At 64.7% G+C, this 26,703-nt stretch carries 26 protein-coding genes and 1 other RNA gene; 17 read left to right on the forward strand and 10 right to left on the reverse strand.

What is annotated here, in order from left to right; genetic code table 11:
* The first annotated feature begins 67 nt into the window (after nt 1-67).
* From miaB to lnt, 6 genes are all read left to right on the forward strand, one after another.
* Nucleotides 68-1,438, forward strand: coding sequence for a tRNA (N6-isopentenyl adenosine(37)-C2)-methylthiotransferase MiaB (gene miaB, locus PQQ53_RS29615; protein ID WP_408328143.1), 1,371 nt, complete (start codon nt 68-70; stop codon nt 1,436-1,438).
* A gap of 34 nt (nt 1,439-1,472) precedes the next feature.
* Nucleotides 1,473-2,540, forward strand: a complete 1,068-nt coding sequence (locus tag PQQ53_RS29620) for a PhoH family protein (protein ID WP_408328146.1) — start codon at nt 1,473-1,475, stop codon at nt 2,538-2,540.
* A gap of 79 nt (nt 2,541-2,619) precedes the next feature.
* Nucleotides 2,620-3,081, forward strand: coding sequence for an rRNA maturation RNase YbeY (gene ybeY / locus PQQ53_RS29625; protein WP_408328148.1), 462 nt, complete (start codon nt 2,620-2,622; stop codon nt 3,079-3,081).
* Between the two features lie 62 nt (nt 3,082-3,143).
* Nucleotides 3,144-3,845 carry a gamma-glutamylcyclotransferase gene (locus PQQ53_RS29630; protein ID WP_408147848.1) on the forward strand — a complete coding sequence of 234 codons (702 nt, stop codon included), beginning with the start codon at nt 3,144-3,146 and terminating at the stop codon, nt 3,843-3,845.
* A 445-nt stretch (nt 3,846-4,290) separates the two neighbouring features.
* Complete coding sequence (locus PQQ53_RS29635; protein ID WP_408147846.1) at nt 4,291-5,184, forward strand: CorC family transporter; 894 nt, start codon at nt 4,291-4,293, stop codon at nt 5,182-5,184.
* A gap of 67 nt (nt 5,185-5,251) precedes the next feature.
* Nucleotides 5,252-7,009: an apolipoprotein N-acyltransferase gene (lnt, locus tag PQQ53_RS29640; protein ID WP_408328150.1), complete on the forward strand. Its 1,758-nt coding sequence runs from the start codon at nt 5,252-5,254 to the stop codon at nt 7,007-7,009.
* 359 nt (nt 7,010-7,368) lie between these two features.
* Here lnt and PQQ53_RS29645 read toward each other — a convergent pair whose 3' ends face one another.
* A complete protein-coding gene (locus PQQ53_RS29645; protein ID WP_408147842.1) occupies nt 7,369-7,983 on the reverse strand; it encodes a glutathione S-transferase C-terminal domain-containing protein in 615 nt (204 codons plus the stop codon).
* Nucleotides 7,984-8,166: 183 nt separating this feature from the next.
* Between PQQ53_RS29645 and PQQ53_RS29650 the strand changes: the two genes are divergently transcribed.
* From PQQ53_RS29650 to purH, 5 genes are all read left to right on the forward strand, one after another.
* Entirely contained in the window at nt 8,167-9,585 is a 1,419-nt protein-coding gene (locus PQQ53_RS29650; RefSeq protein ID WP_408328153.1) for an aminopeptidase P N-terminal domain-containing protein, read from the forward strand.
* Nucleotides 9,586-9,591: 6 nt separating this feature from the next.
* A complete protein-coding gene (locus PQQ53_RS29655; RefSeq protein WP_408328156.1) occupies nt 9,592-10,911 on the forward strand; it encodes a UbiH/UbiF/VisC/COQ6 family ubiquinone biosynthesis hydroxylase in 1,320 nt (439 codons plus the stop codon).
* Nucleotides 10,912-11,139: 228 nt separating this feature from the next.
* The gene (gene dusB / locus PQQ53_RS29660; protein WP_408328158.1) at nt 11,140-12,216 is read left to right on the forward strand and encodes a tRNA dihydrouridine synthase DusB; all 1,077 of its coding nucleotides are present in this window, start codon (nt 11,140-11,142) and stop codon (nt 12,214-12,216) included.
* Nucleotides 12,213-12,446 (forward strand): Fis family transcriptional regulator, encoded by a 234-nt coding sequence (locus PQQ53_RS29665; protein ID WP_007180440.1) that lies wholly within the window; start codon nt 12,213-12,215, stop codon nt 12,444-12,446. Before dusB ends, PQQ53_RS29665 begins: the two co-directional genes overlap by 4 nt.
* A gap of 46 nt (nt 12,447-12,492) precedes the next feature.
* Complete coding sequence (purH, locus tag PQQ53_RS29670; RefSeq protein ID WP_408147833.1) at nt 12,493-14,058, forward strand: bifunctional phosphoribosylaminoimidazolecarboxamide formyltransferase/IMP cyclohydrolase; 1,566 nt, start codon at nt 12,493-12,495, stop codon at nt 14,056-14,058.
* Nucleotides 14,059-14,310: 252 nt separating this feature from the next.
* Here purH and PQQ53_RS29675 read toward each other — a convergent pair whose 3' ends face one another.
* Nucleotides 14,311-14,550, reverse strand: a complete 240-nt coding sequence (locus PQQ53_RS29675) for a hypothetical protein (RefSeq protein WP_408147832.1) — start codon at nt 14,548-14,550, stop codon at nt 14,311-14,313.
* Between the two features lie 128 nt (nt 14,551-14,678).
* Here PQQ53_RS29675 and ruvC point away from each other — a divergent pair, with 128 nt between their 5' ends.
* The 4 genes from ruvC (at nt 14,679) to PQQ53_RS29695 (ending at nt 18,468) form a co-directional block, all read left to right on the forward strand.
* Nucleotides 14,679-15,221, forward strand: a complete 543-nt coding sequence (gene ruvC / locus PQQ53_RS29680; RefSeq protein WP_042321028.1) for a crossover junction endodeoxyribonuclease RuvC — start codon at nt 14,679-14,681, stop codon at nt 15,219-15,221.
* Nucleotides 15,222-15,603: 382 nt separating this feature from the next.
* Nucleotides 15,604-16,185 (forward strand): Holliday junction branch migration protein RuvA, encoded by a 582-nt coding sequence (gene ruvA / locus PQQ53_RS29685; protein WP_408147829.1) that lies wholly within the window; start codon nt 15,604-15,606, stop codon nt 16,183-16,185.
* Between the two features lie 227 nt (nt 16,186-16,412).
* Entirely contained in the window at nt 16,413-17,477 is a 1,065-nt protein-coding gene (gene ruvB, locus PQQ53_RS29690; RefSeq protein WP_408147828.1) for a Holliday junction branch migration DNA helicase RuvB, read from the forward strand.
* A gap of 49 nt (nt 17,478-17,526) precedes the next feature.
* Complete coding sequence (locus tag PQQ53_RS29695; protein ID WP_408328161.1) at nt 17,527-18,468, forward strand: oxygenase MpaB family protein; 942 nt, start codon at nt 17,527-17,529, stop codon at nt 18,466-18,468.
* Between the two features lie 114 nt (nt 18,469-18,582).
* Here the strand turns inward: PQQ53_RS29695 and PQQ53_RS29700 are convergent, their stop codons facing one another.
* The 3 genes from PQQ53_RS29700 to tyrS form a co-directional block, all read right to left on the reverse strand.
* Complete coding sequence (locus tag PQQ53_RS29700; protein WP_408328164.1) at nt 18,583-19,257, reverse strand: histidine phosphatase family protein; 675 nt, start codon at nt 19,255-19,257, stop codon at nt 18,583-18,585.
* A gap of 114 nt (nt 19,258-19,371) precedes the next feature.
* Entirely contained in the window at nt 19,372-19,830 is a 459-nt protein-coding gene (gene dtd, locus PQQ53_RS29705) for a D-aminoacyl-tRNA deacylase (protein ID WP_408328167.1), read from the reverse strand.
* A gap of 48 nt (nt 19,831-19,878) precedes the next feature.
* Nucleotides 19,879-21,129 carry a tyrosine--tRNA ligase gene (gene tyrS / locus PQQ53_RS29710; RefSeq protein WP_408328170.1) on the reverse strand — a complete coding sequence of 417 codons (1,251 nt, stop codon included), beginning with the start codon at nt 21,127-21,129 and terminating at the stop codon, nt 19,879-19,881.
* Nucleotides 21,130-21,357: 228 nt separating this feature from the next.
* On the opposite strand from tyrS, the gene PQQ53_RS29715 reads away from it, so the two are divergent.
* Nucleotides 21,358-22,488, forward strand: a complete 1,131-nt coding sequence (locus tag PQQ53_RS29715) for an anhydro-N-acetylmuramic acid kinase (RefSeq protein ID WP_408147821.1) — start codon at nt 21,358-21,360, stop codon at nt 22,486-22,488.
* 82 nt (nt 22,489-22,570) lie between these two features.
* Here PQQ53_RS29715 and erpA read toward each other — a convergent pair whose 3' ends face one another.
* The 3 genes from erpA to rplM all read right to left on the reverse strand — a co-directional run bounded on the left by erpA (nt 22,571) and on the right by rplM (nt 24,047).
* Entirely contained in the window at nt 22,571-22,936 is a 366-nt protein-coding gene (gene erpA / locus PQQ53_RS29720; protein ID WP_013340463.1) for an iron-sulfur cluster insertion protein ErpA, read from the reverse strand.
* Nucleotides 22,937-23,214: 278 nt separating this feature from the next.
* Nucleotides 23,215-23,607, reverse strand: coding sequence for a 30S ribosomal protein S9 (gene rpsI, locus PQQ53_RS29725; protein WP_007180423.1), 393 nt, complete (start codon nt 23,605-23,607; stop codon nt 23,215-23,217).
* 11 nt (nt 23,608-23,618) lie between these two features.
* Nucleotides 23,619-24,047 carry a 50S ribosomal protein L13 gene (rplM, locus tag PQQ53_RS29730; RefSeq protein WP_020069304.1) on the reverse strand — a complete coding sequence of 143 codons (429 nt, stop codon included), beginning with the start codon at nt 24,045-24,047 and terminating at the stop codon, nt 23,619-23,621.
* Between the two features lie 690 nt (nt 24,048-24,737).
* On the opposite strand from rplM, the gene PQQ53_RS29735 reads away from it, so the two are divergent.
* Complete coding sequence (locus PQQ53_RS29735) at nt 24,738-25,160, forward strand: OsmC family protein (protein WP_233832057.1); 423 nt, start codon at nt 24,738-24,740, stop codon at nt 25,158-25,160.
* 116 nt (nt 25,161-25,276) lie between these two features.
* Here the strand turns inward: PQQ53_RS29735 and rnpB are convergent.
* Together rnpB and PQQ53_RS29745 are read right to left on the reverse strand one after the other, a co-directional pair.
* An RNA gene (gene rnpB / locus PQQ53_RS29740) (RNase P RNA component class A) lies at nt 25,277-25,690 on the reverse strand.
* 152 nt (nt 25,691-25,842) lie between these two features.
* The gene (locus PQQ53_RS29745) at nt 25,843-26,703 is read right to left on the reverse strand and encodes a DUF3025 domain-containing protein (RefSeq protein ID WP_408328173.1); all 861 of its coding nucleotides are present in this window, start codon (nt 26,701-26,703) and stop codon (nt 25,843-25,845) included.

Below are 26,703 nucleotides of genomic sequence, written 5' to 3' on the forward strand. Positions count from 1 at the left end.
GCACGTTCGGCCCCTTCACCTCTTAAACGACGCCCCCAGATCAACCACTGCGACCGGCGAAAATTCGATGACCAAGAAAGTTTATGTAAAGACCTTTGGCTGCCAGATGAACGAGTACGACTCCGACAAGATGGTCGACGTACTCGGCGCGGCTGAAGGGCTCGTCAAGACCGACACGCCGGAAGACGCCGACGTGATCCTGTTCAACACCTGCTCGGTGCGCGAAAAAGCGCAGGAGAAAGTTTTCTCCGACCTCGGCCGCGTGCGCGAGCTGAAGGAAGCGAATCCCAATCTGATCATCGGCGTGGGCGGCTGCGTGGCGAGCCAGGAAGGCGCGTCGATCGTCGCGCGCGCGCCGTATGTCGATCTGGTGTTCGGTCCGCAAACGCTGCACCGTCTGCCGCAAATGATCGACAAGCGTCGCGAAAGCGGCCGCGCGCAAGTCGACATCACGTTCCCGGAAATCGAGAAGTTCGATCACCTGCCGCCCGCGCGTGTCGACGGCCCGAGCGCGTTCGTGTCGATCATGGAAGGCTGCAGCAAGTACTGCAGCTATTGCGTCGTGCCATACACGCGCGGCGAGGAAGTGTCGCGTCCGCTCGACGACGTGCTCACCGAAATCGCCGGTCTCGCCGACCAGGGCGTGCGCGAAGTCACGCTGCTCGGGCAGAACGTCAACGCCTATCGTGGCGGCCTGACGCTAGGCTCATCGGAGATCGCCGACTTCGCGACGCTGATCGAATACGTCGCCGACATTCCGGGCATCGAGCGGATTCGCTACACCACGTCGCATCCGAAGGAATTCACGCAGCGTCTGATCGACACCTACGCGAAGGTGCCCAAGCTCGTCAGCCACCTGCATCTGCCGGTGCAGCACGGCTCCGACCGCATCCTGATGGCGATGAAGCGCGGCTACACGGTGCTCGAATACAAGTCCGTGATCCGCAAGCTGCGCGCGATCCGCCCGGACCTGTCGCTGTCCACGGACATGATCGTCGGCTTCCCCGGCGAGACCGAAGAAGACTTCGACAAGATGATGGCTTTGGTGCACGAGATGAAGTACGACACCAGCTTCTCGTTCATCTACAGCCCGCGTCCCGGCACGCCGGCCGCGAATCTGCACGACGACACGCCGCGCGAAGTGAAGCTCAAGCGTCTGCAGCATCTGCAGGCGACCATCGAAGAAAACGTGCAGCGCATCAGCGAGTCGATGGTCGGCAAGATCGAGCGCATTCTGGTCGAGCGCCCGGCGCGCAAGGACCCGAACGAACTCGCGGGCCGCACCGAGAACAACCGCGTGGTGAATTTCCCGGCGCCCATCGCGTCGCACGCGCGGCTGATCGGCCAGATGGTCGACGTGAAAATCGTTCACGCGTACCCACATTCGCTGCGTGGCGAGCTCGTGCTGGTGCATGACGACGCCACCACCACTCACTAAGCTGCACTGAAACCGACAGGATCGACCCACCGCCTTGAAGACCGCTCAGCAGCATCTGGAATTCACCGCTCCGCGCGAAGACAATGCGCGGCTCGCCAACCTCTGCGGACCGCTCGACGAAAATCTGCGGCAGATCGAGCAGGCGCTCGACGTGACCTTGCAGCGCCGTGGCCACCGCATCACGATCCGCGGACGCGGCTCGAAACTCGCGCTTACCGCGCTCGAAAATTTCTATAACAACGCGCGCGAGCCGCTGTCGGTCGACGACATCCAGCTCGCGCTCGTCGAAGTGCGGCATCCGGCGCGCCATCGCCCGAACGGCAATGGCGACGAAGCCGGCGACTCGCGTTTCCCCGGCAATCCGGACCATCCGTTCGATCAGCCCGCCGACGCAGCCGACGACGACCTCGAAGAACTCGGCCCGAAGCTCTACACGCGGCGCGCGGATCTGCGCGGCCGCACGCCGGCGCAGCGCGAGTATCTGAAGCAGATCATTTCGCACGACGTCACCTTCGGCGTGGGGCCGGCCGGCACCGGCAAGACCTACCTCGCGGTGGCCTGCGCGGTGGATGCGCTCGAACGCGACCAGGTCAAACGCATCGTGCTGACGCGGCCCGCGGTCGAAGCGGGCGAGCGCCTCGGTTTCCTGCCGGGCGATCTGGCGCAGAAGGTCGATCCGTATCTGCGCCCGCTGTACGACGCGCTGTACGACCTGCTCGGCTTCGACAAGACCGCGAAGATGTTCGAGCGGCAGATGATCGAAATCGCGCCGCTCGCGTACATGCGCGGGCGCACGCTGAACCACGCGTTCATCATCCTCGACGAGGCGCAGAACACCACGCCCGAGCAGATGAAGATGTTCCTCACGCGGATCGGCTTCGGCTCGAAGGCGGTCGTCACCGGCGACACGACCCAGGTCGACTTGCCGCGCGGCCACAAGAGCGGGTTGATCGAAGCGCAGCAGGTGCTCGCGGACGTGCGCGGCATTGCGCTCACGCGCTTCACGAGCGCGGACGTGGTGCGGCATCCGCTGGTCGCGCGAATTGTGGAGGCGTACGATGCGCATTCGCAGAAAACCGCCAGTCCGGCGGATTCGCGGTGATTGACGCGAATCCGCGCGCACTGGCGCTGCCGCCGTCGCAAGCGCAAGACACGCCAACCACGCACCACACCGACACCGCATGAGCCGCGCCCCGAAACTGACGTTGAATCTGCAATTCCCCGCCGCCAAAGCCTGGCCGGAACACAAGGCGCTACTGCCGCGCGCCACCGTGGCCGGCTGGGTCAAAGCGGCGCTGTTCGCGGACGGCGAACTGACGGTGCGTTTCGTCGATGCCGAAGAAGGCCGCACGCTGAACCGCACCTATCGCGGCAAGGACTACTCGACCAACGTGCTGACCTTCGCGTACGCCGAGTCGGAAGACGATCCGGTGACCGGCGATCTGATCCTGTGCTGCCCGGTGATCGAGCAGGAAGCCGCCGAGCAGGGCAAGCCGCTGGTCGCGCACTACGCGCACCTGCTCGTGCACGGCACGCTGCACGCGCAGGGTTACGACCACGAGGTCCAAGAAGAAGCCGAGGAAATGGAAGCGCTCGAAACCGAGATCCTCGGTAAGCTCGGGTTTCCCGATCCGTATCAGTAGGCGTCGATCAGCGTCGCGCCGCCCGCCTCTCGCCAACGTCCATCCACGTTCGAACCCACACCGTGAGCACCTCGTCCCCTGAAGCCGACACCCGCACGCCCTGCCCGGACTACCCGCCGGCGCTCGGCGAGTCGCGGCTTCTGAGCGACGAGGAATTGCGCGCGTCGCTCGAATGCACCCTGCGAGACTGGGACCGCAAGAGCGACCTGTGGCTGTTCGGCTATGGCTCGCTGATCTGGAATCCCGGCCTGCCCACCGTCGAGGCGAGCCGATCGAAGGTGCACGGCTATCACCGCGGGCTGTATCTGTGGTCGCGTGTGAATCGCGGCACGCCCGAGCAGCCGGGCCTCGTGCTGGCTCTCGATCGCGGCGGCTCCTGCACCGGCATCGCCTTCCGGCTCGCCGCCGAGGGTTCGGCACCGCATCTCGAAGCCCTGTGGCGCCGTGAAATGGCGATGGGCTCCTATCGCCCCGCCTGGCTGCCGTGCGTGCTCGCCGACGGCCGGCGCGTCGACGCGCTGGCGTTCGTGATGCGCCGCGACGTGCCGAGCTACACCGGCAAGCTGCGCGACGAAGTCGTCAAGACCGTGTTCGGCTGCGCGTGCGGCCGCTATGGCACCACGCTCGATTACGTCAGCCGCACGGTCCACGCGCTGCGCGAAAGCGGCATGCCCGACCGCGCGCTCGAAGCGCTGCTGGAACGTTGCCAGGAGGAAGGCCGCGAACGCGACGCCGCTCGGCAAGCCGGGCAGGTGTCCGGATAAGAATCGGCGCAATGAGGGCGTTGAGGCAGACGAGGCGATACGTTCGCTGAATTTTTTGCTTCCGATGCGCTGTTAGCCGGCAGTCCTGCGGTCCCCTCGTGTTTGCGCGCGAGGCGCGGAAAACCGTTGCAGCCTGCAAGAGCGAGCGAGCCTCCAGCGTCTTGCCCCCGACTCCGAACCTTTGGCCTTGGCCCCGCGTCCGTTTGCCCTCAACTCGCAGAGAAAACGCAGCCCCTGCATCCGCCCGCTCCTCCCGCCACAACCACCACTTTTTTGCCCAAAACCGCTTTTCCGCGCGTAATCAGTTAGGATGGACCCACGCCCCGCCGCTCGCGACGGCGCCGCTTCACCCATCGCCCAGCCCGGCGGGACACGGTCCTGCCATGTGCCTGGTGTATCCTTAATGCTCTGTAACAGCGCGCCCAGTCTTGCCGGGCGCACTACCATGAACGACACGTATCCCAGTCGACGCCAAACCGACAAACCGCAGGAAAAGCGCTCGCTCCTCGAGCGTCTGACCGACTTCATCTCGCCCGAGCCCGACTCGCGCGCCGAGCTTCTGGAAATTCTGCAGGACGCGCACGAGCGCAACCTGATCGACGCCGACTCGCTGTCGATGATCGAAGGCGTGTTCCAGGTGACCGAACTCAGCGCGCGCGACATCATGGTGCCGCGCGCCCAAATGGACGCGATCAACATCGCGGACAATCCCGCCGAATTCATCCCGTACGTGCTGGAGAAAGCGCATTCGCGCTATCCGGTCTTCGAGGGCAATCGCGACAACATCATCGGCGTGCTGCTGGCCAAAGACCTGCTGCGCTACTACGCCGAAGAAGAATTCGACGTGCGCGGCATGCTGCGCCCCGCGGTATTCATCCCGGAGTCGAAGCGGCTGAACGTGCTGCTGCACGACTTCCGCGTGAATCGCAATCACCTCGCGGTGGTGGTCGACGAATACGGCGGCGTGGCCGGCCTGATCACGATCGAAGACGTGCTGGAGCAGATCGTCGGCGACATCGAGGACGAATACGATTTCGACGAGGAAAGCGGCAACATCATCGCCTCGCCGGACGGGCGTTTCCGCGTGCGCGCGCTGACCGAGATCGAGCAGTTCAACGAGGCCTTCGGCACGCACTACTCCGACGAGGAAGTCGATACCATCGGCGGGCTCGTCACGCATCACTTCGGGCGGGTGCCGCATCGCGGCGAAAAAGTCCGCATCGACGATCTGATCTTCGAGATTCTGCGCGGCGACGCCCGCCAGATTCACATGCTGCTGGTGCGCCGCGATCCGCTGGCCGGCCAGCGCGAGCGCGACGCGCAGCACGTGCAGACCTGAGCCTCGCTGCTCGCACGTCTTCAGTTTTCAACCTGCTTTTTCAACTTCTCAAGCCGACCGCGCAACAATGGCCGACCCGATGACTTCCCGTTCGCGCCACGGCGTGAGCACTTCTCCTGCTGCTGCCGACGCTGACGAACCGCGTGGCCGCACGCTGCCGCGCTGGCACTACCTGGTCGCGCTGGCCGTGGGTGCGGCCAACACGCTGTCGTTCGCGCCGACGCCGCACGGCGGCTGGCTGCAACTCGCGATCTTCGTGTTCTTCTTTGGGTGGCTCACCCGCGCCACCGGCTGGAAAAGCGCCGCGCTGACCGGCGGCGCGTTCGGCTTCGGCAATTTCATAACGGGCGTGTGGTGGCTGTACGTCAGCATGCATGACTACGGCGGCATGGCCGCGCCGCTCGCGGGCGCGGCGGTCGTGCTGTTTTCGCTCTATCTGGCGCTCTATCCGGCATTGGCCGCAGGCATCTGGTCGTTCTGCGCGGGTCATGCGCGTAACGGCGCGGCGGCTGACGACCAGCCGTTCTCCCCCACCTGGCACGGCGCATTGGCCTTTGCGAGCGCCTGGGCAATCGGCGAATGGTTGCGCGGCACGGTGTTCACCGGCTTTCCGTGGCTCGCGAGCGGTTACGCGCAAGTAGACGGCCCGTTCGCGGGATTTGCGCCGGTGGCGGGCGTCTATGGCGTCGGCTGGGTGCTGGCGCTGGCTGCCGCATTGATCGCGCAGGCATTGTTGCCGCTGTTGCCTCAACGGTCTTCGGGGTCTTCACGCGAGCCGCGCGGCGCGGCGGCGCGCGCCAACCGCAATGTTGCCGGGCACGGCGGGCAAGCAGCGCCACGTGGCGTGGCGCGCAGCGCTGTGCCGGGCGGCGTCGCGCTGGCGCTGATTGCGGCCGGCCTGCTGCTGCCGCTCGTCCAATGGACCGTGCCGGCCAACGCGCCGCTGACCGTGCGCCTACTGCAAGGCAACGTCAAGCAGGAGATGAAGTTCGAGGAAGCCGGCATGCGCGCGGCGATCGACCAGTATCAGCAGATGATCACGTCGAAGCCGGCCGATCTGATCGTCACGCCGGAAACCGCGATTCCCGTACTCGCACAGCAATTGCCTGCGCCGTTCGCGGCGTCGATCCGCGAGTTCTCCGACTCGACCGGCAGCGCGATCCTGTTCGGCGCGATCGGCGGCACGATCACCCCGGATGGCCGGGTGGTCGACTATACGAACAGCCTGTTCGGCGTCACGCCCGGCTCGCACGACGTGTACCGCTACGACAAGCATCACCTCGTGCCGTTCGGCGAATTCGTGCCGTGGGGCTTCCGCTGGTTCGTCAATCTGATGAACATTCCGCTCGGCGACTTCTTCCGTGGCGCGCCGGTGCAGAAGCCGTTCATGGTGCACAACCAGCCGGTGGCGGTGAACATCTGCTACGAGGACATCTTCGGCGAAGAGATTGCGCGGACCATCCGCGAGAGCACCACGCCCGCCGGCGTGCTGGTCAACTCGACCAATCTCGCATGGTTCGGCGACACGATCGCGCTGGACCAGCATCTGCAGATTGCGCGCATGCGTACGCTGGAAACCGGCCGGCCGATGCTGCGCGCGACCAACACCGGCATGACCGCCGCGATCGATGCGAACGGCCGGGTGCTCGGCCGCCTGACACCGTACACGGTCGGCTCGCTCGACCTGAAAGTGCAAGGTACCTCGGGCAACACGCCGTATGTGACGAGCGGCAACAACACGGTGCTCGCGGTGTCGCTGCTGATGCTCGCGTTCGGTTTCGCGTTCGGACCGGGGATTACACGGCGCCGCAACGGCAAGCATTAAGCGGCGGGGCGTCGCGACAGGCCGCACGCGTGCGCGCCGCCGCTCGGGCATGTGGGTCATGCATACGGCTTGCGGCTTGCGGCATCGAGCGGCGCGGCGAATCACCTACGCAAAATCATAGGCGCCGCCGCCCTTGCACGCGGTTCACGTGGGCGATTCACGTGCGCGGTTCCGGCACCGGGCCGTGCGGGGAACGCCGCTGCGAATCATCCGCGCAAAAAAATGCGCCTGACGGGCAGGCGCATTTTCAACTTTTCGACTTTTCAACTCGCACGCACTCTTTCGTTCAGGCTTTCAGGAGCTTGAACAACCTCTTTCCGCTCGCCTGAACTCAATCTTGCCGCGACTGAGCGCTCCGCTCAATTCGCCGGCACCGTGTCGATGAAGGACTGCCGCAGCGAAAGCTTCTGGAAATGCTTGTCCAGATTCGGGTGCGCTTCGCGCCAGTTGAGCGCCGGCATGCGGAAGTCCAGATAACCCAGCGCGCAACCCACTGCGATGTCCGCGAGCGTGTAGTGATTGCCCGCGCACCACGACTTGCTGCCGAGCCCCTGCGACATCGCAATCAGACCTTCGTCGATCTTGCGCTGCTGCCGCGCGACCCATGCCTCCACGCGCTGCTCGGGCGTGCGCTGCGTGCCTTCGAGACGGATCAGCACCGCCGCGTCCAGCACGCCGTCGGCGAGCGCTTCCCAGCAGCGCACTTCGACGCGCTCGCGTCCCGACTGCGGGATCAGCTTGCCGACCGGCGACAGCATATCCACGTATTCGCAGATTACCCGCGAGTCGAACACGGCTTCGCCATCTTCCATCACGAGGCACGGCACCTTGCCGATCGGGTTGAACGTGTGAATCCGGGTGTCCGGCGCCCAGACGTTCTCGGGCACCAGTTCGTAGTCGATCTTCTTGTCGGCCAGCACGATCCGCGCTTTACGCACGAAGGGGCTGCCGAGCGAACCGATGAGTTTCATCATGACCATCTGCCTTTAACTGAATCCGGCGAAAGTATAAGTGCTCCGGGGCTTTCACGAGCGTCACGCCCTGTCTTCGCAAGCGGTGCGCGGGCGCGCTGTGGACGGATTGCAACATGCCGGCGACCGTCCCGCCACCGGTGCGCGCGCAAAATAAGTCCGCGCGTTGGGCGCTACAATCGCACGATGAACCAGCCGACCGAACCCACCATCGCCATCGACGTTTATCGCACGCGCCGCGAGCGCGTACTCGCCGCGCTGCGCGCCGCGGGCGGCGGCGTCGCCATCGTTCCCACCGCACCGGAAGCGCTGCGCAATCGCGACGCCGACTATCCGTACCGGCACGACAGCTACTTCTACTATCTGACCGGCTTCACCGAACCCGAGGCGCTGCTGGTGCTCGACGCAAGCGCCGCACCCGGCGAGCCGGCCTCGGTACTGTTCTGCCGCGAGAAAAACGTCGAGCGCGAAACGTGGGAAGGCTTCCGTTTCGGACCCGACGGCGCGCGCACGGCGTTCGGCTTCGACGCCGCGTTCGCGGTAAGCGAAATCGACACACAAGTGCCGCGACTGCTCGCCGACAAACCGGCGCTGCACTACGCGCTCGGCAGCTCGGCGCAACTCGACGAACAGGTGCGCGGCTGGCTCGATGCGGTGCGCGCGCAAGGCCGCGGCGGCATCGCCGCGCCTATGGCCGCACGTGACCTGCTGCCCCTGCTCGACGAGATGCGGCTCGTCAAGGACGACCACGAGCTCGCCATCATGCGCCGGGCCGGGCAGATTTCCGCCGTCGCGCATCGCCGTGCGATGGCCGCCTGCCACCCCGGCGTGCGCGAGTACGAACTCGAAGCGGAACTGCTCTACGCGTTCCGCAAATTCGGTGCGCAGGCGCCGGCTTATACGTCGATCGTCGCGGCGGGCGCGAACGCCTGCGTGCTGCACTACCCGGCCGGCAACGCAATCGCGCAGGACGGCGACCTGATCCTGATCGACGCGGCCTGCGAACTCGACGGCTACGCGTCGGACATCACCCGCACCTTCCCGGCGAGCGGCCGCTTCACGCCGGCGCAGCGCGAGCTTTACGACATCGTGCTGGCCGCGCAGCAGGCCGCCGTCGACGCGACCCGTGCCGGGGCCACCTTCGACGATCCGCACCAGGCCGCCGTGCGCGTGCTGGTGCAAGGGCTGCTCGACACGGGCATCATCGGGCGCGAGAAGTTCGCGTCGGTCGACGACGTGATCGCCGAGCGCGCGTACGCACCGTTCTACATGCACCGCACCGGCCACTGGCTCGGCATGGACGTGCACGACGTCGGCGACTATCGGGAACGCGGCGCGCCGCGCGACGAAGCAGGCGCGCTGCCATGGCGCACGCTGCAGCCGTCGATGACGCTGACCATCGAGCCTGGCTTGTACATCCGGCCCGGCGAAGGCGTGCCCGAGCGCTACTGGAACATCGGCATCCGCATCGAGGACGACGCGATCGTCACCCCGGACGGCTGCGAGCTGATCACGCGCGACGTGCCGGTCGCCGCCGACGAAATCGAGGCGCTGATGCAGGAAGCCCGCGCGGCCCATGACGCGGCTCACGGAACTAGGATTTAACCCGCCATGCACGAGGCCTCTCCGTCGACGGTGATTCTGAAGCCCGCCGCTCATTCCTTCGATTTCGACGTGACGATCGTGGGCGCCGGCCCGGTCGGGCTCGCGCTCGCCGGCTGGCTCGCGCGGCGCAGCGTGACGCGCACGCTGAAGATCGCGCTGATCGACGCGCGCGAGCCGGAAGATTCGATCGCCGATCCGCGCGCGATCGCCGTGTCGCACGGCAGCCGGATGATTCTCGAGCCGCTGCGCTGGCCCGCCGACGCCACCGCGATCCAGCGCATCCATGTGTCGCAGCGCGGCCACTTCGGCCGCACGCTGATCGATCACAGCGAGCACGGCTTGCCCGCGCTCGGTTACGTGCTGCGCTACGGCTCGATCGTGCACGGTCTCGCCGACGCCGTGCGCGCCACCTCCGTGCACTGGTTCCGCTCCACGGCCGCCGCCGAGCCGGTCCAGGAACTCGACGGCGTGACACTGCCGATAGAAACCGCGGGCGTCACGCGCCGGTTGCGCACGCGCATTCTGGTCAATGCCGAAGGCGGGTTGTTCGGCGATCAGAAAATGCGCAAGCGAGAGGATGGCAAGAACGCGACCGGGGACGGCGCCGGCAATGCCAAAGCCGAAGCCGGTACGAGCGCGGCCGCAAGCGCGACTGGAAGCGCGACTGGCAGCGCCGCCGGTAAGGGCTCGCGCGACTACGGTCAAACCGCGCTGGTCGGCACCGTTAGCGTATCCGCGCCGCAACCGCACGTGGCGTGGGAGCGCTTCACGTCGCAAGGCCCGATCGCCTTGCTGCCGATGGGCGGCGTGCGCGGCGCCGATTATGCGATGGTCTGGTGCTGCGCGCCCGACGAAGCCGCCCGCCGCGCACAACTTTCCGACGACGCGTTCCTGCGCGAACTCGGCGCCGCGTTCGGCGACCGCATGGGACGCTTCACGCACATCAAGGGCCGCGCGTCGTTCCCGCTGGGACTGAACGCGGTCGAAACGCTCGTGAACGGCCACATCGTCGCGATCGGCAATGCAGCGCAGACCCTGCATCCCGTCGCCGGCCAGGGCTTGAATCTCGGCCTGCGCGATGCGCACGCGCTCGCCGACGCGCTGTCGGCGGAAGGCTCGACTCCGCTTGCGCTGGCGACCTTCGCACAACGCCGCGCGCTCGACCGGCGCATGACGATCGGCGCCACCGATACGCTCGCGCGCCTGTTCACCGTCGACTTCGCGCCGCTCGCGATCATGCGCGGCCTCGCGCTCACCGCGCTCGAGTTCGCGCCGCCGGTGAAAACCGCGCTGGCGCGCCAGATGATGTTCGGACAGCGCCGCTGAACATGCTGTTGGGTTCCACGCTGCGGCTTTTTTGAGCAGCTCCGGGAAAGCCATACGAGTGCCGCCGGTTCTATGAACCGGCGCACTTTCATAGAAGATTTAATGGGTTACGACACGGACATGTCGGGTGTCGCTTACCTGTTAACGCTAAAATAGCGGTTTTCCCTCGCATTTCGCGTTGTGCCGATTGTCAAATATTGAAGGATCGGCCAGGCGCGCGTCCACGTCATGCCCACTCTCGGCTCGCACAATCTGCGTAACAACCTGTTCGTCGCCCCGATGGCCGGCGTGACCGACCGGCCGTTCCGGCAGCTGTGCAAGCGGCTGGGCGCGGGCTACGCGGTATCGGAAATGGTCGCCTCGAACGCGCAGCTGTGGAAGAGCGAAAAGACCATGCGCCGCGCCAACCACACGGGCGAGGTCGAGCCGATCGCCGTGCAGATCGCCGGCGCCGATCCGGCCATGATGGCCGAAGCGGCCCGCTACAACGTGGCGAACGGCGCGCAGATCATCGACATCAACATGGGCTGTCCGGCCAAGAAGGTGTGCAACGTGGCGGCGGGCTCGGCCTTGCTGCAGAACGAGCCGCTGGTGCAGCGCATCGTCGAGGCGGTGGTGGGCGCGGTGGGCGTCGGCCCGGACGCCGTGCCCGTCACGCTGAAGATCCGCACCGGCTGGGACCGCGACAACAAAAATGCGCTGAGCGTCGCGCATCTGGCCGAGAACGCTGGCATTTCGATGCTGACCGTGCACGGCCGCACGCGCGCCGACCTGTATCACGGCGACGCCGAATACGAGACCATCGCCGCAGTCAAGGCGTCGGTGCGCATCCCGGTGGTCGCCAACGGCGACATCGCCTCGCCGCACAAAGCGCGCGAGGTGCTGGCCGTCACCGGCGCCGACGCGATCATGATCGGCCGCGCGGCGCAGGGGCGCCCGTGGCTGTTCCGCGAGATCGAGTATTTCCTGCAGACGGGCGAGTTGCTGCCGCCGCCGCGCATCGACGAAATCCAGCAGGTGATGAACGAGCATCTCGAAGATCACTACGCGTTCTACGGGGAATTTACGGGTGTCCGCACTGCGCGCAAGCACATCGGCTGGTACACTCGCGGCCTTTCTGGCGCCAACGTGTTCCGGCATCGCATGAATACGCTGGACACCACGCGCGAACAACTCCTCGCCGTCAACGAATTCTTTGACGCACAAAAGGCGATCTCCGACCGCCTCGTCTACGTCGACGAGTCACCTGGCAACCCCGGGCTCGACAACAAGGGCGAGGATCACACCGACCGACTGGCAGCATGAGCAAGAACAATATCGAACAATCTGTCCGCGACAGCCTGGGTATGTACTTCCAGGATCTCGACGGCTCCAATCCGCACGACGTCTACGACATGGTCATTTCATGCGTGGAAAAACCCCTGCTCGAAGTGGTGCTCGAGCAGGCCGGCGGCAATCAGTCGCTGGCCGCCGAGTATCTCGGCATCAACCGCAATACGCTGCGCAAGAAACTGCAACAGCACGGTTTGTTGTAATTTTCGGGCGCCCCGCCACGTTTCTCTTCGGCTTTTCGTCTTCATCATGATCAAGCAAGCGCTCATCTCCGTTTCCGACAAGTCCGGCATCGTCGACTTCGCCAAGTCGCTGTCGGACCTCGGCATCAAGATCCTGTCGACCGGCGGCACCGCGAAACTGCTCGCGGACGCGGGCCTCTCCGTCACCGAAGTCGCCGACTACACGGGCTTCCCGGAAATGCTCGACGGGCGCGTGAAAACGCTCCATCCGAAGGTGCATGGCGGCATCCTCGCGCGCCGCGACCTGCCGGAACACATGGCAGCGCTTGAGAAGCACGACATTCCGACCATCGACCTGCTGGTCGTGAACCTGTACCCGTTCGTGCAGACGGTGTCGAAGGAAGAGTGCTCGCTGGAAGACGCGATCGAGAACATCGACATCGGCGGCCCGACCATGCTGCGCTCGGCCGCGAAGAATCATCGGGACGTGACCGTGGTGGTCGATCCGGCCGACTATGCGGTCGTGCTCGAGGAAATGCGCGCGAACGGCAACGCGGTGTCGTACAAGACGAATTTCCGCCTCGCCACCAAGGTGTTCGCGCATACCGCCCAATACGACGGCGCGATCACGAACTACCTGACGAGCCTGACCGACGAGTTGCAACACGCCTCGCGCAACACGTACCCGGCCACGTTCAACCTGGCGTTCGACAAGGTGCAGGACCTGCGCTACGGCGAAAACCCGCACCAGAGCGCCGCGTTCTACCGCGACCTCAGCGTGCCGGCCGGCGCACTGGCGAACTACAACCAGTTGCAAGGCAAGGAACTGTCGTACAACAACATCGCCGATTCCGACGCGGCGTGGGAATGCGTGAAGACCTTCGACGTGCCGGCCTGCGTGATCGTCAAGCACGCGAATCCGTGCGGCGTGGCAGTCGGCGCAAACGCGCATGAAGCGTATTCGAAGGCGTTCCAGACCGATCCGACCTCGGCATTCGGCGGCATCATCGCGTTCAACCGCGAAGTGGACGAAGCGGCGGCGCAAGCGGTGGCCAAGCAGTTCGTCGAAGTGCTGATCGCACCGTCGTTCAGCACCGAAGCACGCCAGGTGTTCGCGGCGAAGCAGAATGTGCGTCTGCTCGAAATTGCGCTGGGCGAAGGCCATAACGCGTTCGATCTGAAGCGCGTCGGCGGCGGCCTGCTGGTGCAATCGCTCGATTCGAAGAACGTGCAGCCGCATGAATTGCGTGTGGTGACCAAGCGTCATCCGACGCCGAAGGAAATGGATGATCTGCTGTTCGCATGGCGCGTCGCGAAGTATGTGAAGTCGAACGCGATCGTGTTCTGCGCGAACGGCATGACGCTCGGCGTCGGCGCGGGCCAGATGAGCCGCGTGGACTCGGCGCGCATCGCCAGCATCAAGGCGCAGAACGCCGGTTTGACGCTGACGGGTTCGGCAGTGGCGTCGGACGCGTTCTTCCCGTTCCGCGACGGCCTCGACGTGGTCGTGGCGGCAGGCGCGAGCTGCGTGATTCAACCGGGCGGTTCGATGCGCGACGACGAAGTGATCAACGCCGCAGACGAGCACAACATCGCGATGGTGTTGACGGGTGTGCGTCACTTCCGTCATTGATCGACGCGGGGTTGACCGGCGGTGTTTGCTGCCTAGTGCCCCTTTCTCGTACCTGATGCGGTGCATCTTGCCGGATGACGGTTGAGGTGCTGAAGTTCAGACAAACGGCCTGGTGGATTTTCCACTGGGCCGTTTTCTTTTTTGGACCGCTTTCGCTTCGTATCAGAGCCGTCTCCTTGCTTTGGCGCCGCGGTGTCGCCGCTTTGCCTGGCTGGCCAGGTGCATGCGCGCGTCGCACGCTCTGCGCGCAACTCAGTCGTCCGGCTCTTTTCTGGCGTAGCCGCCCTTCACATCCGGATGCTGGCTGATGTAAGTGCCAAGCCCCTGCCCGCGTTGCGCCAGACGCTTCAGCACCGCGAGATGCCGCGCGCCGACGCTCGCCGTCGTGTACCAATACACGACGCCCGGCCTGAAGCGAACCTTGATGAAATCGTCGCCGAGTTCATACGCATCGACGCCCGAATCGCCGCTGAGATTCCGATAGCGCTCCATCTGCGAAAAGCCTCCTCGCCGTGCTGCAGCAGTTTTTATTCCGCCGGCAACGCCGCCTGCCGACCGTCATACGGCGTGCGTGTTGTAGTATCGCAAGCACCTGGTTTTTAGCGCATCTGCGGCACCTCATGAGAATTCTCGGCATCGACCCCGGCTTGCGCGTCACCGGCTTCGGCGTGATCGACCAAAGCGGTCATACCCTCAGCTACGTCGCGAGCGGCGTCATCAAAACCGCCGACGCCGATCTGCCCTCGCGTCTGGGCACCATCTTCGAAGGTATCTCGACGCTGATCCGCCAGCATTCACCGGATCAATCGGCGATCGAAAAAGTGTTCGTCAACGTCAATCCGCAATCCACGCTGCTGCTCGGCCAGGCACGCGGCGCGGCGATCTGCGGACTGGTGGCGGGCGGCGTGCCGGTCGCCGAATACACGGCGCTGCAGTTGAAGCAGGCCGTGGTGGGTTACGGCCGCGCGACCAAGGAACAGATGCAGCAAATGGTGGTGCGGCTGCTCAACCTGTCGGGCGTACCCGGCACCGATGCCGCCGACGCGCTCGGCATGGCGATCTGTCACGCACATGGCGGCACGACGCTGAGCACGCTGGGGGGCATCGCGCCTGCGCTGGCGAAGAAGGGGCTGCGGGTGAGGCGCGGACGGTTGGTGGGGTAGCAGGTGGGCGGCTGGGTGCGTTGATCGACAACAGCTGTCAGCGCTTTGGTCACTTTGGTGGCTGTGCAAAACGCCAGCGTGCTATTCGCACTGCGCGGCGCGGCACGAACTGCAATGGCTACGCCTCGCAGCTTTCGAGAGTGCCGGGCACCCCGCCTGTCGCTCGCCACGCGACGCATGCCCAGCAGCAACGCCGCGCGTGAATGGGTTGAGTACCCGCCAAAAGGGATCCCCGTCCAGGGACGCGGCTCGCGCGAGTCAACGGCGGCCAATGCTGGTCGACGCTGGTCGACGCTGGTCGACGTCGGTCGACGCGATTGCGCATCGCGCGCCGCTCACTCGCTGCGCTACACTCGCCCTTTCTCTCGAAATTGAATTCGCCATGATCGGTCGCATTGCCGGCGTTCTGCTGGAAAAAAACCCGCCGCATCTGCTCATCGACTGCAACGGCGTCGGTTACGAAGTCGATGTGCCGATGAGCACGTTCTACAACCTGCCGTCGAACGGTGAGCGCGTCGTCTTGCTCACGCAGATGATCGTGCGCGAAGACGCTCATCTGCTGTACGGCTTCGGTACCGCCGAAGAGCGTTCGACCTTCCGCGAACTGCTGAAAATTTCCGGCATCGGCGCACGCATGGCGCTCGCGGTGTTGTCGGGCATGAGCGTCCACGAACTCGCACAGACCGTCACGATGCAGGACGCGGCCCGCCTCACGCGTGTGCCGGGCATCGGCAAGAAGACGGCTGAGCGGCTGCTCCTCGAATTGAAGGGCAAGCTCGGCGCCGACCTCGGCGCGATGGCGGGCGCGGCCTCGGCATCCGACCACGCGTCCGACATCCTCAACGCGCTGCTCGCCTTGGGCTACTCCGAAAAAGAAGCGCTGGCGGCCGTCAAGAACGTGCCGGCCGGCACTGGCGTTTCCGAGGGGATCAAGCTCGCGTTGAAGGCGTTGTCGAAGGGGTGATGGGGCTGTGGAAACGTGCGCCGCATGCGATGGATAAAACTTCGCACGCTCACTCTCCGAAGGAAGCGCACTTGCGGGGCGCACGCTGAGGAAGGCAGCATCGATGGGTAGCGGCGCCACTCGGCCGTTCCCGGCCTGATCTCGCAGCGGCCTCCCCTTCAAAACGGACTTCCTTTGGAACGCCCCCAACGGGCCTTCCTCCGAACCACGCGCGGTACAATGCCCGCATGATCGAAACCGACAAACTCGCCGCCGAGCGCATCATCGCGGCCACGCCCGTCTCACCGAACGAAGAAGCGTTCGAGCGCGCGTTGCGCCCGCGCCAGCTCGAAGAATATGTCGGGCAGGAAAAAGTCCGCGGCCAGCTGGAAATTTTCATCGAGGCCGCCAGACGCCGTTCCGAATCGCTCGACCACGTGCTGCTGTTCGGCCCGCCGGGCCTCGGCAAGACCACGCTCGCGCACATCATCGCGCGGGAGATGGGGGTCAATCTGCGGCAAACGTCGGGGCCGGTGCTCGAACGCGCCGGCGACCTCGCCGCGCTCCTGACCAATCTCGAAGCCAACGACGTCCTCTTCATCGACGAAATCCACCGGCTCTCGCCGGTCGTCGAAGAAATCCTGTACCCGGCGTTGGAGGATTATCAGATCGACATCATGATCGGCGAAGGGCCCGCCGCGCGCAGCGTGAAGCTCGACCTGCAGCCGTTCACGCTGGTCGGCGCGACCACCCGCGCGGGCATGCTGACCAATCCGCTGCGCGACCGCTTCGGTATCGTCGCGCGGCTCGAGTTCTACAACGCCGAGGAGTTGGCGCGCATCGTCACGCGTTCGGCGTCGCTGCTGAACGCGCAGATTCATCCGGACGGCGCGTTCGAAATCGCCAAACGCGCGCGCGGCACGCCACGTATCGCGAACCGTCTGTTGCGGCGCGTGCGCGACTTCGCCGAGGTCAAAGCGGACGGCAACATCACCGCGCAAGTGGCCGACGCCGCGCTCAAAATGCTCGACGTCGACGCAGTCGGCTTCGACCTGATGGACCGCAAGCTGCTCGAAGCGATCCTCTACAAGTTCGACGGCGGCCCGGTCGGCGTCGACAATCTGGCGGCGGCCATCGGCGAAGAGCGCGACACGATCGAAGACGTGCTCGAACCGTATCTGATCCAGCAAGGCTTCCTGCAGCGCACGCCGCGCGGCCGCGTCGCCACGCTGCTGACTTACCGGCATTTCGGTCTCGCCGCGCCGGACGCGTCGAGTGCGCTGCCCGGCCTGTGGGATTCGGCCGCGCAGTGAGGCACGCCGTGAGCCGCTCCCTGAGCCGCACGTAACGGGGCCGCCGAGCATGTCCGACCAGACGACGCGGCGCTCCGGCTCATCGGGTGGAATCGCCCAGTTGCTCACGCGCAGACTCCGCTCGAAACTCGCTGCCGGCGTCACGCATCTGACGAGCGGTAGCGGCCCCATGCTCGACTATTCGTCGCCGCCGGGCGACCCGGGCCTCTTCGGGCCGGACTCCGTCTGCTGGAAAGTCCACGCGGACTTCACCTCGATGATGACGGGCGGCATCAGCGCGCTACTGCTTCAGGCATTGCACCCGCTGGCGCTCGCCGGCGTGTGGGACCATTCGACCTTCCGCACCGATATTCTCGGGCGCTTGCGCCGCACCGCGACTTTCATCGCCGGTACGACCTACGGCAACCAGCACGATGCGCTGGCGCTGATCGAACGCGTGAAGCGCATCCACCTCGGCGTGAGCGGCATTGCGCCGGACGGGCAGCCGTATCGCGCGAGCGAGCCTGCGCTGCTGACGTGGGTGCATGTCGCCGAAGTGTCGAGCTTCATGACCGCGCACTTGCGCTACGTGAATCCGCGGCTGCCGGTCGCCGCGCAAGATCAGTATTTTGCGGAAACCGCGCGCATCGCCGAGATGCTTGGCGCGGAGCACATTCCGCGCTCGCGCGCCGAGATCGACACCTACTTGCAGGCGATGCGGTCTGCGCTGGTGGCAAGCGAACGCACCCGCGAAGTCGTGAAAATTCTGATGAGTGCGCCCGCGCCGAGCATGGCGATGCGGCCCGCCGGTACGTTGATGCTCAACGCCGGGGTCGATCTTCTGCCGGACTGGGCGCAGTCGATGCTGGGATTCGAACGCTATGCGGCGCTGCGCCGTACGTTCGCGCGGCCGGGTGTGCGCGTCGTCGCGCCGGTTATCCGTTGGGCGCTGGTGAATGGCGTGTCGAAACGCGCACGGCGTCGTGTGGCTGCCGCGCCCGAATCTGATTGATGGAGGTTTCGGCGGGCTAACCACCCGGCCTGCGCGTGCGGTTCCGTACGTCACCGCGCCGCTCGATATGCGTGCGGCGGGCGACTCCGCCCGAACCGCAGCGCTTCAATTCAATTACCGTCCCGGTTGCGGGATTGCCTTTCTGAAACCGTCGTCCTCGGCAGGCGCGTCGAGATGCGCCACGTCCGCCCACGACACGATGGTCGCCGCGCCGTTGTCGAAATCGACCACGTTCACACTCGTGTTCAGCAACGGATAGTCACGCGGCGCATCGAGCGGCAAACCGCTCGCGAGCCGGCGCACGCAGTCAAGCACGCCACCATGGGCGACACAGGCGACGCGCCCGCCCGGATGCGCGGCAATCAGCGGCTCGATAGCGTGCACCACGCGATGGTAGAACACGCGCTGCGACTCGCCCTCAGGGGGCGCGAAACCGGGATCGCGGGTTTGCCAGTGCGCATATTCATCGGGGAAACGCCGCGCGATCTCGTCGCTGTCGTGGCCCTGGAACGCGCCGTAGGAGCGCTCGCGCAGACCTTCGCGCAATTGCAGCGGCAAGCCGAGCGCGTCGGCGATAGGCTGGGCGGTTTGCTGTGCGCGTTGCAGGTCGCTCGAATAGATCGCGTCGAGCCGCGCGCCCTGCTCCGCCTCGCCGGCGATGCGGCGCGCGAGACGTTGCGCCTGGGCGATCCCGGTCGTCGCGAGCGGAATGTCGATGTGGCCTTGAATGCGCTTGATGCGGTTCCAGTCGGTCTCGCCGTGCCGGATGAACAGGATCTGCGTAGTCATGAGATGGAAGTGGGCGTCGTTCGCCGGTTATGCCGAGCCGCTATTGTCGCAAAAACGGCTGGAGGGTAAGGCGCGCGAGGCGACGCGCATCGGGATGGAGACGCGACGGCTGGCTCAGGCGTTCGTCTGCAGCCAGAACGTGACCGGCCCGTCGTTGACGAGCGAGACCTGCATATCCGCGCCGAATTCGCCGGTCTCGACAATCGGATGCTTCCCGCGCGCGGCAGACACGAAGTAGTCGAACAATCGCTTGCCTTCCTCCGGCGGCGCGGCCGGCGTGAAGCTCGGCCGCAGGCCGCTGTTGGTATCCGCGGCCAGCGTGAATTGCGATACGAGCAACAGGCCGCCCGCGCGCCCGGCGCCGTCGAGATTCTGCACGGAGAGATTCATCTTGCCCGCCGCGTCGCTGAACACGCGGTAGCCGAGCACCTTGGCGAGCAGCCGGTCGGCGGCGGCCTCCGTGTCGCCCCGTTCGGCGCACACGAGCGCGAGCAGACCCGCGTCGATCGCGCCGGTCACCCGATCGGCCACACGCACTTCGGCGCGCCGCACGCGTTGGATCAGCGCGATCATCGGCGGCTCGCCTTCGACGGGGGCAAGGTTCGACGCATCAGCGGACGATCAGGCCGTCAGCGTGACGCGCGCGAAGCGGCGCTTGCCGACCTGCACCACGTACTCGCCCGCTTCGACTTTCAGCCCCTTGTCGGACACGGTCACGCCGTCGATCTTCACGCCGCCCTGCTCAATGTTGCGCAGCGCTTCGCTGGTGGACGGCACGAGATTGGCCTGCTTGAGCAACTGGCCGATTGCGAGCGGCGCGCCCGCGAGCGTCACCGCCGGGATATCGTCCGGCACACCGCCCTTCGCGCGATGGTTGAAATCTTCGAGCGCACGCTCGGCGTCGGCTTGCGAGTGGAAGCGCGCGACGATTTCCTGGCCGAGCAGCACCTTGAAATCGCGCGGATTGCGGCCTGCTTCGATCTCTTTTTTGAAGCCGGCGATTTCGTCCATCGGACGGAACGACAGCAGTTCGAAGTAACGCCACATCAGCACGTCGGAAATGCTCATCAGCTTGCCGAACATGTCGGTCGGCTTTTCGCTGATGCCGATGTAGTTGTTCTTCGACTTCGACATCTTCTCTACGCCGTCGAGCCCTTCGAGCAGCGGCATCGTCAGGATGCACTGCTGTTCCTGGCCGTACTGTTTCTGCAACTCACGACCCACCAGCAAGTTGAATTTCTGGTCGGTGCCGCCGAGTTCGAGGTCGGCGTTCAGCGCGACCGAATCGTAGCCTTGCATCAGCGGGTACAGGAACTCGTGAATCGAGATCGGCACGCCGCCCTGGAAACGCTTGGTGAAGTCTTCGCGCTCCAGAATGCGCGCCACCGTGTAGCGCGACGCGAGCTTGATCATGCCGTCGGCGCCGAGCGGCATCGACCATTCGCTGTTGTAGCGGATCTCGGTCTTGTCGCGGTCGAGCACGAGCGCGGCTTGATCGAAATAGGTCTTCGCGTTCGACTCGATCTGCTCGCGCGTGAGCGGCGGACGGGTCGCGTTGCGGCCCGACGGATCGCCGATCAGCGAGGTGAAATCGCCGATCAGGAAGATCACCGTGTGGCCGAGATCCTGCAACTGGCGCATCTTGTTCAGCACAACCGTGTGGCCGATGTGGATGTCGGGCGCGGTCGGATCGAGCCCGAGCTTGATGCGCAACGGCTTGCCGGTCGCCGCGCTTTTCGCAAGTTTTTGCGCGAATTCGTCTTCGATCAGCAGTTCGTCGACACCGCGCTTGGTGACGGCGAGCGCGTGGCGGACTTCATCGGTGATCGGAAAAGCGTCAGCGGGATTGGGCTTGGTGGACTCGGTGCTCATGCTGGAAACGTGAAGTCGCGAAAAAGGGAGATTGTCCCATAGATACGCGCCGCCGCGCCCACTGACGCGGCCATAAGCTGGCTATAAGCAGCCCCGCAGCGGGACGGCAGCGCATGATTTGCGCGCGGTGCGGCGCGCAGGCAGCGTCGTGGCGCTGATATTTGGACCGCGCTTGCACCGATAATCTGCTAAAACGGATCGCATCGAACCCTCGACAGGAGCAGCAACGTGGCGCAAGACCCCGCAGACGGCATCTACTTTGGCTTGATGTCCGGCACGAGCATGGACGGTGTGGACGGCGTGGCCGTCCGGTTTGCCGCAGGAAAGCCGCCGGAGGTACTGGCCGAGGCGTTTGTCGGCTTTTCCGCGGGCATCCGCGAGGCGCTCTTCGCGCTGCAGCAGCCGGGCGAGAACGAGATCGAGCGCGAAGCGCTGGCCGCCAATGCGCTCGCCACGCGTTACACCGTGTGCTGCCATGAACTGCTGCGCAACAGCCACATCTCGGCCGCCGAAGTGCGCGCGATCGGGGTGCATGGGCAGACCGTGCGGCATCGGCCGGAAAAAGGCTACACGCGGCAGATCAACAACCCCGCGCTGCTCGCGGAGATGATGGGCATCGACGTGGTCGCCGATTTCCGCAGCCGCGATGTCGCGGCCGGCGGCCAGGGCGCGCCGCTCGTGCCGGCTTTTCACGCGACGGTGTTCGGCGCGGACAACGAAACGCGTGTGGTCTGCAATCTCGGCGGTATCAGCAACATCACGATCCTGAACGCGACCGGCAGCGTGCGCGGTTTCGATTGCGGACCGGCGAACGCGCTGCTCGACGAATGGGCGCAGCGCCATCTCGGCAAGCCGTTCGACGAGAACGGCCATCTCGCGGCCGGCGGCCAGGTCGATCGCAAGCTGCTGAACGCCTTGCTCGACGAACCGTTTTTCTCGCAGCAGCCGCCCAAAAGCACCGGCCGCGATCTGTTCAATGCCGAATGGCTCGACGCGAAGCTTCAACCGTTCTCCGCACTCGAACCGGCCGATGTGCAAGCGACGCTCGTCGCGCTGACAGCGGTGACGATTGCTCGCGAAATCGAGCGGCACGCGTCGGATGCGAGAGCGGTTTATGTTTGCGGCGGCGGTGCTCGGAATCCTGAGCTCCTGAAGGCGTTGAAGCAAGCGCTGGAAGACAGCGGCGTGAGCGGCGTGCCGGTCATGACGACCGACGCGCTGGGCGTGCCACCGAGCCAGGTCGAGGCGCTGGCCTTCGCGTGGCTGGCGATGCGCTGCATCGCACGGGCGCCGGGCAATTTGCCAGCCGTCACCGGCGCGACGGCTGAACGCGTGCTCGGAGCGGTTTATCCGCGATGAGTGAAGCGCGGTGACGAGCGCGGACAATAAAAAACGGGGCCGCGTGGCCCCGTTTTTTACACAACCTGTTGCCTGACGGCGATCAAACCGAGAACGACGAACCGCAACCACACGTGGTCGTAGCGTTCGGGTTCTTGATGACGAATTGCGCGCCGTTGATATCGTCCTTGTAGTCGATCTCAGCGCCGACCAGGTACTGGTAGCTCATCGAATCGATCAGCAGCTGGACGCCGCTCTTGTTCATGACGGTGTCGTCTTCGTTGACGGCTTCGTCGAACGTGAAACCGTACTGAAAGCCCGAGCAGCCGCCGCCCTGCACGAAAACGCGCAGTTTGAGGTCCGCATTGCCTTCTTCTTCGATCAGTTGCTTGACCTTGTCAGCCGCTGCGTCGGTGAAAACGAAGGGGGCGGGCATCTCGGTCACGGGTGTTTCGGTGACTGCGTTCATTCGAACTCTCCAAAAAGCTTCTAGCCGCTATTGTAGGGCTGATCTCGATATCGTGCTGAAGCCCACAAAATCAATGGGTTCTTCGCGGGACACGCACAGTCGGCGCGATTGCCGCCACCAGCCGGCCCGAACGGCGAAAATCTTCGCTCCAGCGGCCACGCCGTTGTCACGACGTCGGACCGCATGACCATCAAAAAGCATAAAAAAAGCCGCCTTCGCGAAAGCGTTGGCGGCTTTTGCTGCGCACCGGCCTTGCAGCCGGCTCGCACTCGAAACGATTAACGCTTCGAGAATTGCTTCCGGCGACGTGCCTTGTGGAAGCCGACCTTCTTACGTTCGACTTCACGAGCATCACGCGTCACGAAGCCTGCTTTCGACAGTTCCGGCTTCAGCGTTGCGTCGTAGTCCATCAGCGCGCGGGTGATGCCGTGGCGAACCGCACCGGCTTGACCCGTTTCACCGCCACCGTTCACGTTGACTTTGATGTCGAACGTGACGCCGTGGTTCGTGAGTTCCAGCGGTTGACGCACGATCATCAGCGACGTTTCGCGCGAGAAGTAATCGGCGATAGGCTTGCCGTTCACAATGATCTCGCCCTTGCCTGCCTTGATGAACACGCGTGCGACGGCGCTCTTGCGGCGGCCCGTGCCGTAATTCCAGTTACCGATCATGTGGGCTCCCCTTAGATCTCGAGCGCTTTCGGCTGTTGCGCCGAATGCGGGTGCGTTGCTTCAGCGTAGACCTTCAGCTTCTTGATCATCGCGTAGCCGAGCGGGCCCTTCGGCAGCATGCCTTTGACCGCTTTCTCGAGCGCGCGGCCCGGGAAGCGTTCCTGCATCTTGCCGAACGTCGTTTCATAGATACCGCCCGGGTAACCCGAGTGGCGATAGTACTTCTTGTCAGTAGCCTTGTTGCCCGTGACCTTCAGCTTGCCGGCGTTGATAACGATGATGAAATCACCGGTGTCGACGTGGGGAGTGAATTCAGGCTTGTGCTTGCCGCGAAGACGGTGTGCCACTTCGCTGGCGACACGCCCGAGAACCTTATCCGTCGCGTCAATCACGTACCATTCGCGCGTCACCTCATGGGCTTTTGCGGAAAACGTCTTCATGATCGATCCAAAAAAATTGCTGCGCCCAATGTGTTTTTTCCTGCTTGTAATGTGCGCATCGAGGCGCGTGCAGGCTCTCCCTGGTTCTTCCTCCGCGGGCGCGGATGCGGAAAAGCCCTGAATTATAAAGGAATTTGCTACGGCAAGTCAAAACGTACGGAAGTTTGACGAAACCGGGCGGGCGATCCGGCCGGCGACAGCGGCTATTTCGAGCCCGGAGCGTCCGGAATCGGCCTTGAGGCGAGATAAGTTCACGCTTACCGCAGGCGAAAAAAAACCCGAACGATTGGTTCGGGTTTAATCCACCAAAGGAGGAGGTGGAGGAGACAGCGGAGTTGCAGAACTGCTGCAACGATGGGATGGATTATATGAGTCACCCTTGTGCGATGCAAGAACATTTGCATCGCGAAATGCTATTTCACATTGTGACATTCGAGCGAAGGCTGTCAGGCACCTCAAATTTCCTTTTAGATCAAACACCAATACCTTCTGCCGGCCTCCTCCAGCGAACATCTTCTAGAGTAAAACCCCTAAACACGCTAGGGAATTCCCGACCCCGGCTGAACATGCCGCACCGCAACACACAAGCCGCCATCCCGCATAATTTTCGACGGAAGTCGCCCCGGGCGGATCCGCAGATCGCGGGCTACAATGCCGTCTCGATATTAGCGAAGCGCGGTGGAGCACAGCATGGAATGCAAAGTAAGCTGGATGGGGCAGGACGGGATGGCATTTGCGGCCGAGACGGGCAGCGGCCATCTGGTTGCGATGGACGGCGCGCCTGAAGGCGGCGGCCGCAATCTCGCGCCGCGTCCGATGGAGATGGTTCTCCTCGGCACGGGCGGCTGCACCGCCTACGACGTCGTGATGATTCTGAAGAAGAGCCGTCAGGAAATCGCCGGCTGCTCGGTCACGCTGAAGGCGGAACGCGCCAGCGAAGATCCGAAGGTGTTCACCAAGATCCACTTTCACTTCACCGTGACGGGCAAGAATCTGAACCCGGCCACCGTGGAGCGCGCAATCAATCTGTCGCACGACAAATACTGCTCGGCGTCGATCATGATCGCCAAAACTGCCGAACTCACGCACTCGTTCGACATCGTCGCGACCTGAGCGCGGCGGTGGACCGCCAGGCCTGGCGCCGCCACAGCCGCCATACGCCCGCACGAACTACGCGCAGCAAATGAAAATGCCGGCGTCCTCACGGACGCCGGCATTTCTTGTTGGGGTGGCAAAGCAGGCCGATAAGCCGGATTCTGTGCACGCGCAACGTCCGAAAACGCGACGCGCGTGGCAGCCATTCCTCTAGGCGCGCCATTACTGACGCGCTCAAGCTTCCTACCCGCAGACGAGACGGGGGCCCCGTCCTGCATCTCGAAGATGCGCGCCTGCCTACTTGGAATTGCTCCGGGTGGAGGTTACCGTGCCGGTCTGCCTTGCAGCAGCCGCGGTGCGCTCTTACCGCACCGTTTCACCCTTACCTGATCCCGACTTGCGCCGGGCCATCGGCGGTTTGCTTTCTGTTGCCCTGTTCCGCGTGTTGCCACGGATGGCCGTTAGCCATCACCCTGCCCTGTGGAGTCCGGACTTTCCTCGCCCTCTTTGGCCGAAGCCGCCAAGGCCGCGACTGCCTAGCCTGCTTTGCTGCGGCGGATTTTAACACCTGCGCGGCAGGCGAGCCGTTTCGACGGTGGAAATAGCCGAATGGCTAGAGAAAGGGCCGCGTGGGATTCGAACAAGCCGCCAAAGCGAGGGTGGGCTCGTGCGGCACGACCCGCACGAAACCTTCGGGTGCCTAGGCCAGACGGCTACGGCGACCCGCGCGAAACACGGACACGTCGTCGTAAAACCCGGGCGAGCCGTTCTCGGGCCACCAGCCCGGAATGCCCAGCACCGGCAGCGGCGCGAACATCCGGCTCGTCAGCACGTCGGTGTCGAGCAGCGCCGTGCTGACCGATTCATCGAGCCAGGCATCGCGCGCGGCGGCGTTCCATTCGAAGTACGAGGGCGGAACGTCGACGATCCACGCATGCCCGGTGCAGGCCTTGAACGGCACGATCGATTTTTCGAGCAACGCGTGGCCGAAGCAGCGCACTTCGCAGCTCGAACCCCACGCCTCGCGCCGGGTCACGAACAAGGTTCGCCAGTCAAAGCCGCGCAGCGCGGCGCTCAAGGCGGGATCGGCACAGGCGAACAGCAATGCGTTCTCGTCGAACAAGGTCAGCGTATCGCGCACGCCGCCACGGGTCGGGCCGACGCCCAACACATCGATGGCCGCCGACTGCCGCGCGTTCAGCGCCGCCTTGATGCGCGGAAACGCAAACCACATCGAGCCATTGAAGAAGTCGTGCAGGTTATGGCGCGTCGGCACGCAGCCGGTCGACGCGATGTGCGCTTCGTACGCTGCGCCGGGCGGCAGATCGTCCTGCGCGATGAACGCGAGGCGCTGGCCACGCCCCGTGGTCTGCCGCATTTGGGCGGCATCGGCGTTCATTTCGGCGAGCAACGCGGCGTAGCTCGTCAGCGCGGCCTGCTGCCAGCGCCGGCCGCGTCCGGCGAACTGCGCGAACCAGGGCTGCGACCAGTCGATCGCGGCGAAGCCCGCTTGCGGCCCCCCCTGCTGCCCTTCTCCCTGCCCCGCGTCTCGCACCTGCAT

The sequence above is a fragment of the Paraburkholderia strydomiana genome (assembly GCF_046030495.1).
In the GTDB taxonomy this organism is placed as follows: domain Bacteria; phylum Pseudomonadota; class Gammaproteobacteria; order Burkholderiales; family Burkholderiaceae; genus Paraburkholderia; species Paraburkholderia strydomiana_A.

Coding starts and splice junctions, on each gene's coding strand:
- miaB (WP_408328143.1), top strand. CDS start 68: ATGACCAAGAAAGTTTATGTAAAGACCTTTGGCTGCCAGATGAACGAG.
- ybeY (WP_408328148.1), top strand. CDS start 2,620: ATGAGCCGCGCCCCGAAACTGACGTTGAATCTGCAATTCCCCGCCGCC.
- PQQ53_RS29635 (WP_408147846.1), top strand. CDS start 4,291: ATGAACGACACGTATCCCAGTCGACGCCAAACCGACAAACCGCAGGAA.
- lnt (WP_408328150.1), top strand. CDS start 5,252: ATGGCCGACCCGATGACTTCCCGTTCGCGCCACGGCGTGAGCACTTCT.
- PQQ53_RS29645 (WP_408147842.1), bottom strand. CDS start 7,983: ATGATGAAACTCATCGGTTCGCTCGGCAGCCCCTTCGTGCGTAAAGCG.
- PQQ53_RS29650 (WP_408328153.1), top strand. CDS start 8,167: ATGAACCAGCCGACCGAACCCACCATCGCCATCGACGTTTATCGCACG.
- PQQ53_RS29655 (WP_408328156.1), top strand. CDS start 9,592: ATGCACGAGGCCTCTCCGTCGACGGTGATTCTGAAGCCCGCCGCTCAT.
- dusB (WP_408328158.1), top strand. CDS start 11,140: ATGCCCACTCTCGGCTCGCACAATCTGCGTAACAACCTGTTCGTCGCC.
- PQQ53_RS29665 (WP_007180440.1), top strand. CDS start 12,213: ATGAGCAAGAACAATATCGAACAATCTGTCCGCGACAGCCTGGGTATG.
- purH (WP_408147833.1), top strand. CDS start 12,493: ATGATCAAGCAAGCGCTCATCTCCGTTTCCGACAAGTCCGGCATCGTC.
- PQQ53_RS29675 (WP_408147832.1), bottom strand. CDS start 14,550: ATGGAGCGCTATCGGAATCTCAGCGGCGATTCGGGCGTCGATGCGTAT.
- ruvC (WP_042321028.1), top strand. CDS start 14,679: ATGAGAATTCTCGGCATCGACCCCGGCTTGCGCGTCACCGGCTTCGGC.
- ruvA (WP_408147829.1), top strand. CDS start 15,604: ATGATCGGTCGCATTGCCGGCGTTCTGCTGGAAAAAAACCCGCCGCAT.
- ruvB (WP_408147828.1), top strand. CDS start 16,413: ATGATCGAAACCGACAAACTCGCCGCCGAGCGCATCATCGCGGCCACG.
- PQQ53_RS29695 (WP_408328161.1), top strand. CDS start 17,527: ATGTCCGACCAGACGACGCGGCGCTCCGGCTCATCGGGTGGAATCGCC.
- PQQ53_RS29700 (WP_408328164.1), bottom strand. CDS start 19,257: ATGACTACGCAGATCCTGTTCATCCGGCACGGCGAGACCGACTGGAAC.
- dtd (WP_408328167.1), bottom strand. CDS start 19,830: ATGATCGCGCTGATCCAACGCGTGCGGCGCGCCGAAGTGCGTGTGGCC.
- tyrS (WP_408328170.1), bottom strand. CDS start 21,129: ATGAGCACCGAGTCCACCAAGCCCAATCCCGCTGACGCTTTTCCGATC.
- erpA (WP_013340463.1), bottom strand. CDS start 22,936: ATGAACGCAGTCACCGAAACACCCGTGACCGAGATGCCCGCCCCCTTC.
- rpsI (WP_007180423.1), bottom strand. CDS start 23,607: ATGATCGGTAACTGGAATTACGGCACGGGCCGCCGCAAGAGCGCCGTC.
- rplM (WP_020069304.1), bottom strand. CDS start 24,047: ATGAAGACGTTTTCCGCAAAAGCCCATGAGGTGACGCGCGAATGGTAC.
- PQQ53_RS29735 (WP_233832057.1), top strand. CDS start 24,738: ATGGAATGCAAAGTAAGCTGGATGGGGCAGGACGGGATGGCATTTGCG.
- PQQ53_RS29745 (WP_408328173.1), bottom strand. CDS start 26,703: ATGCAGGTGCGAGACGCGGGGCAGGGAGAAGGGCAGCAGGGGGGGCCG.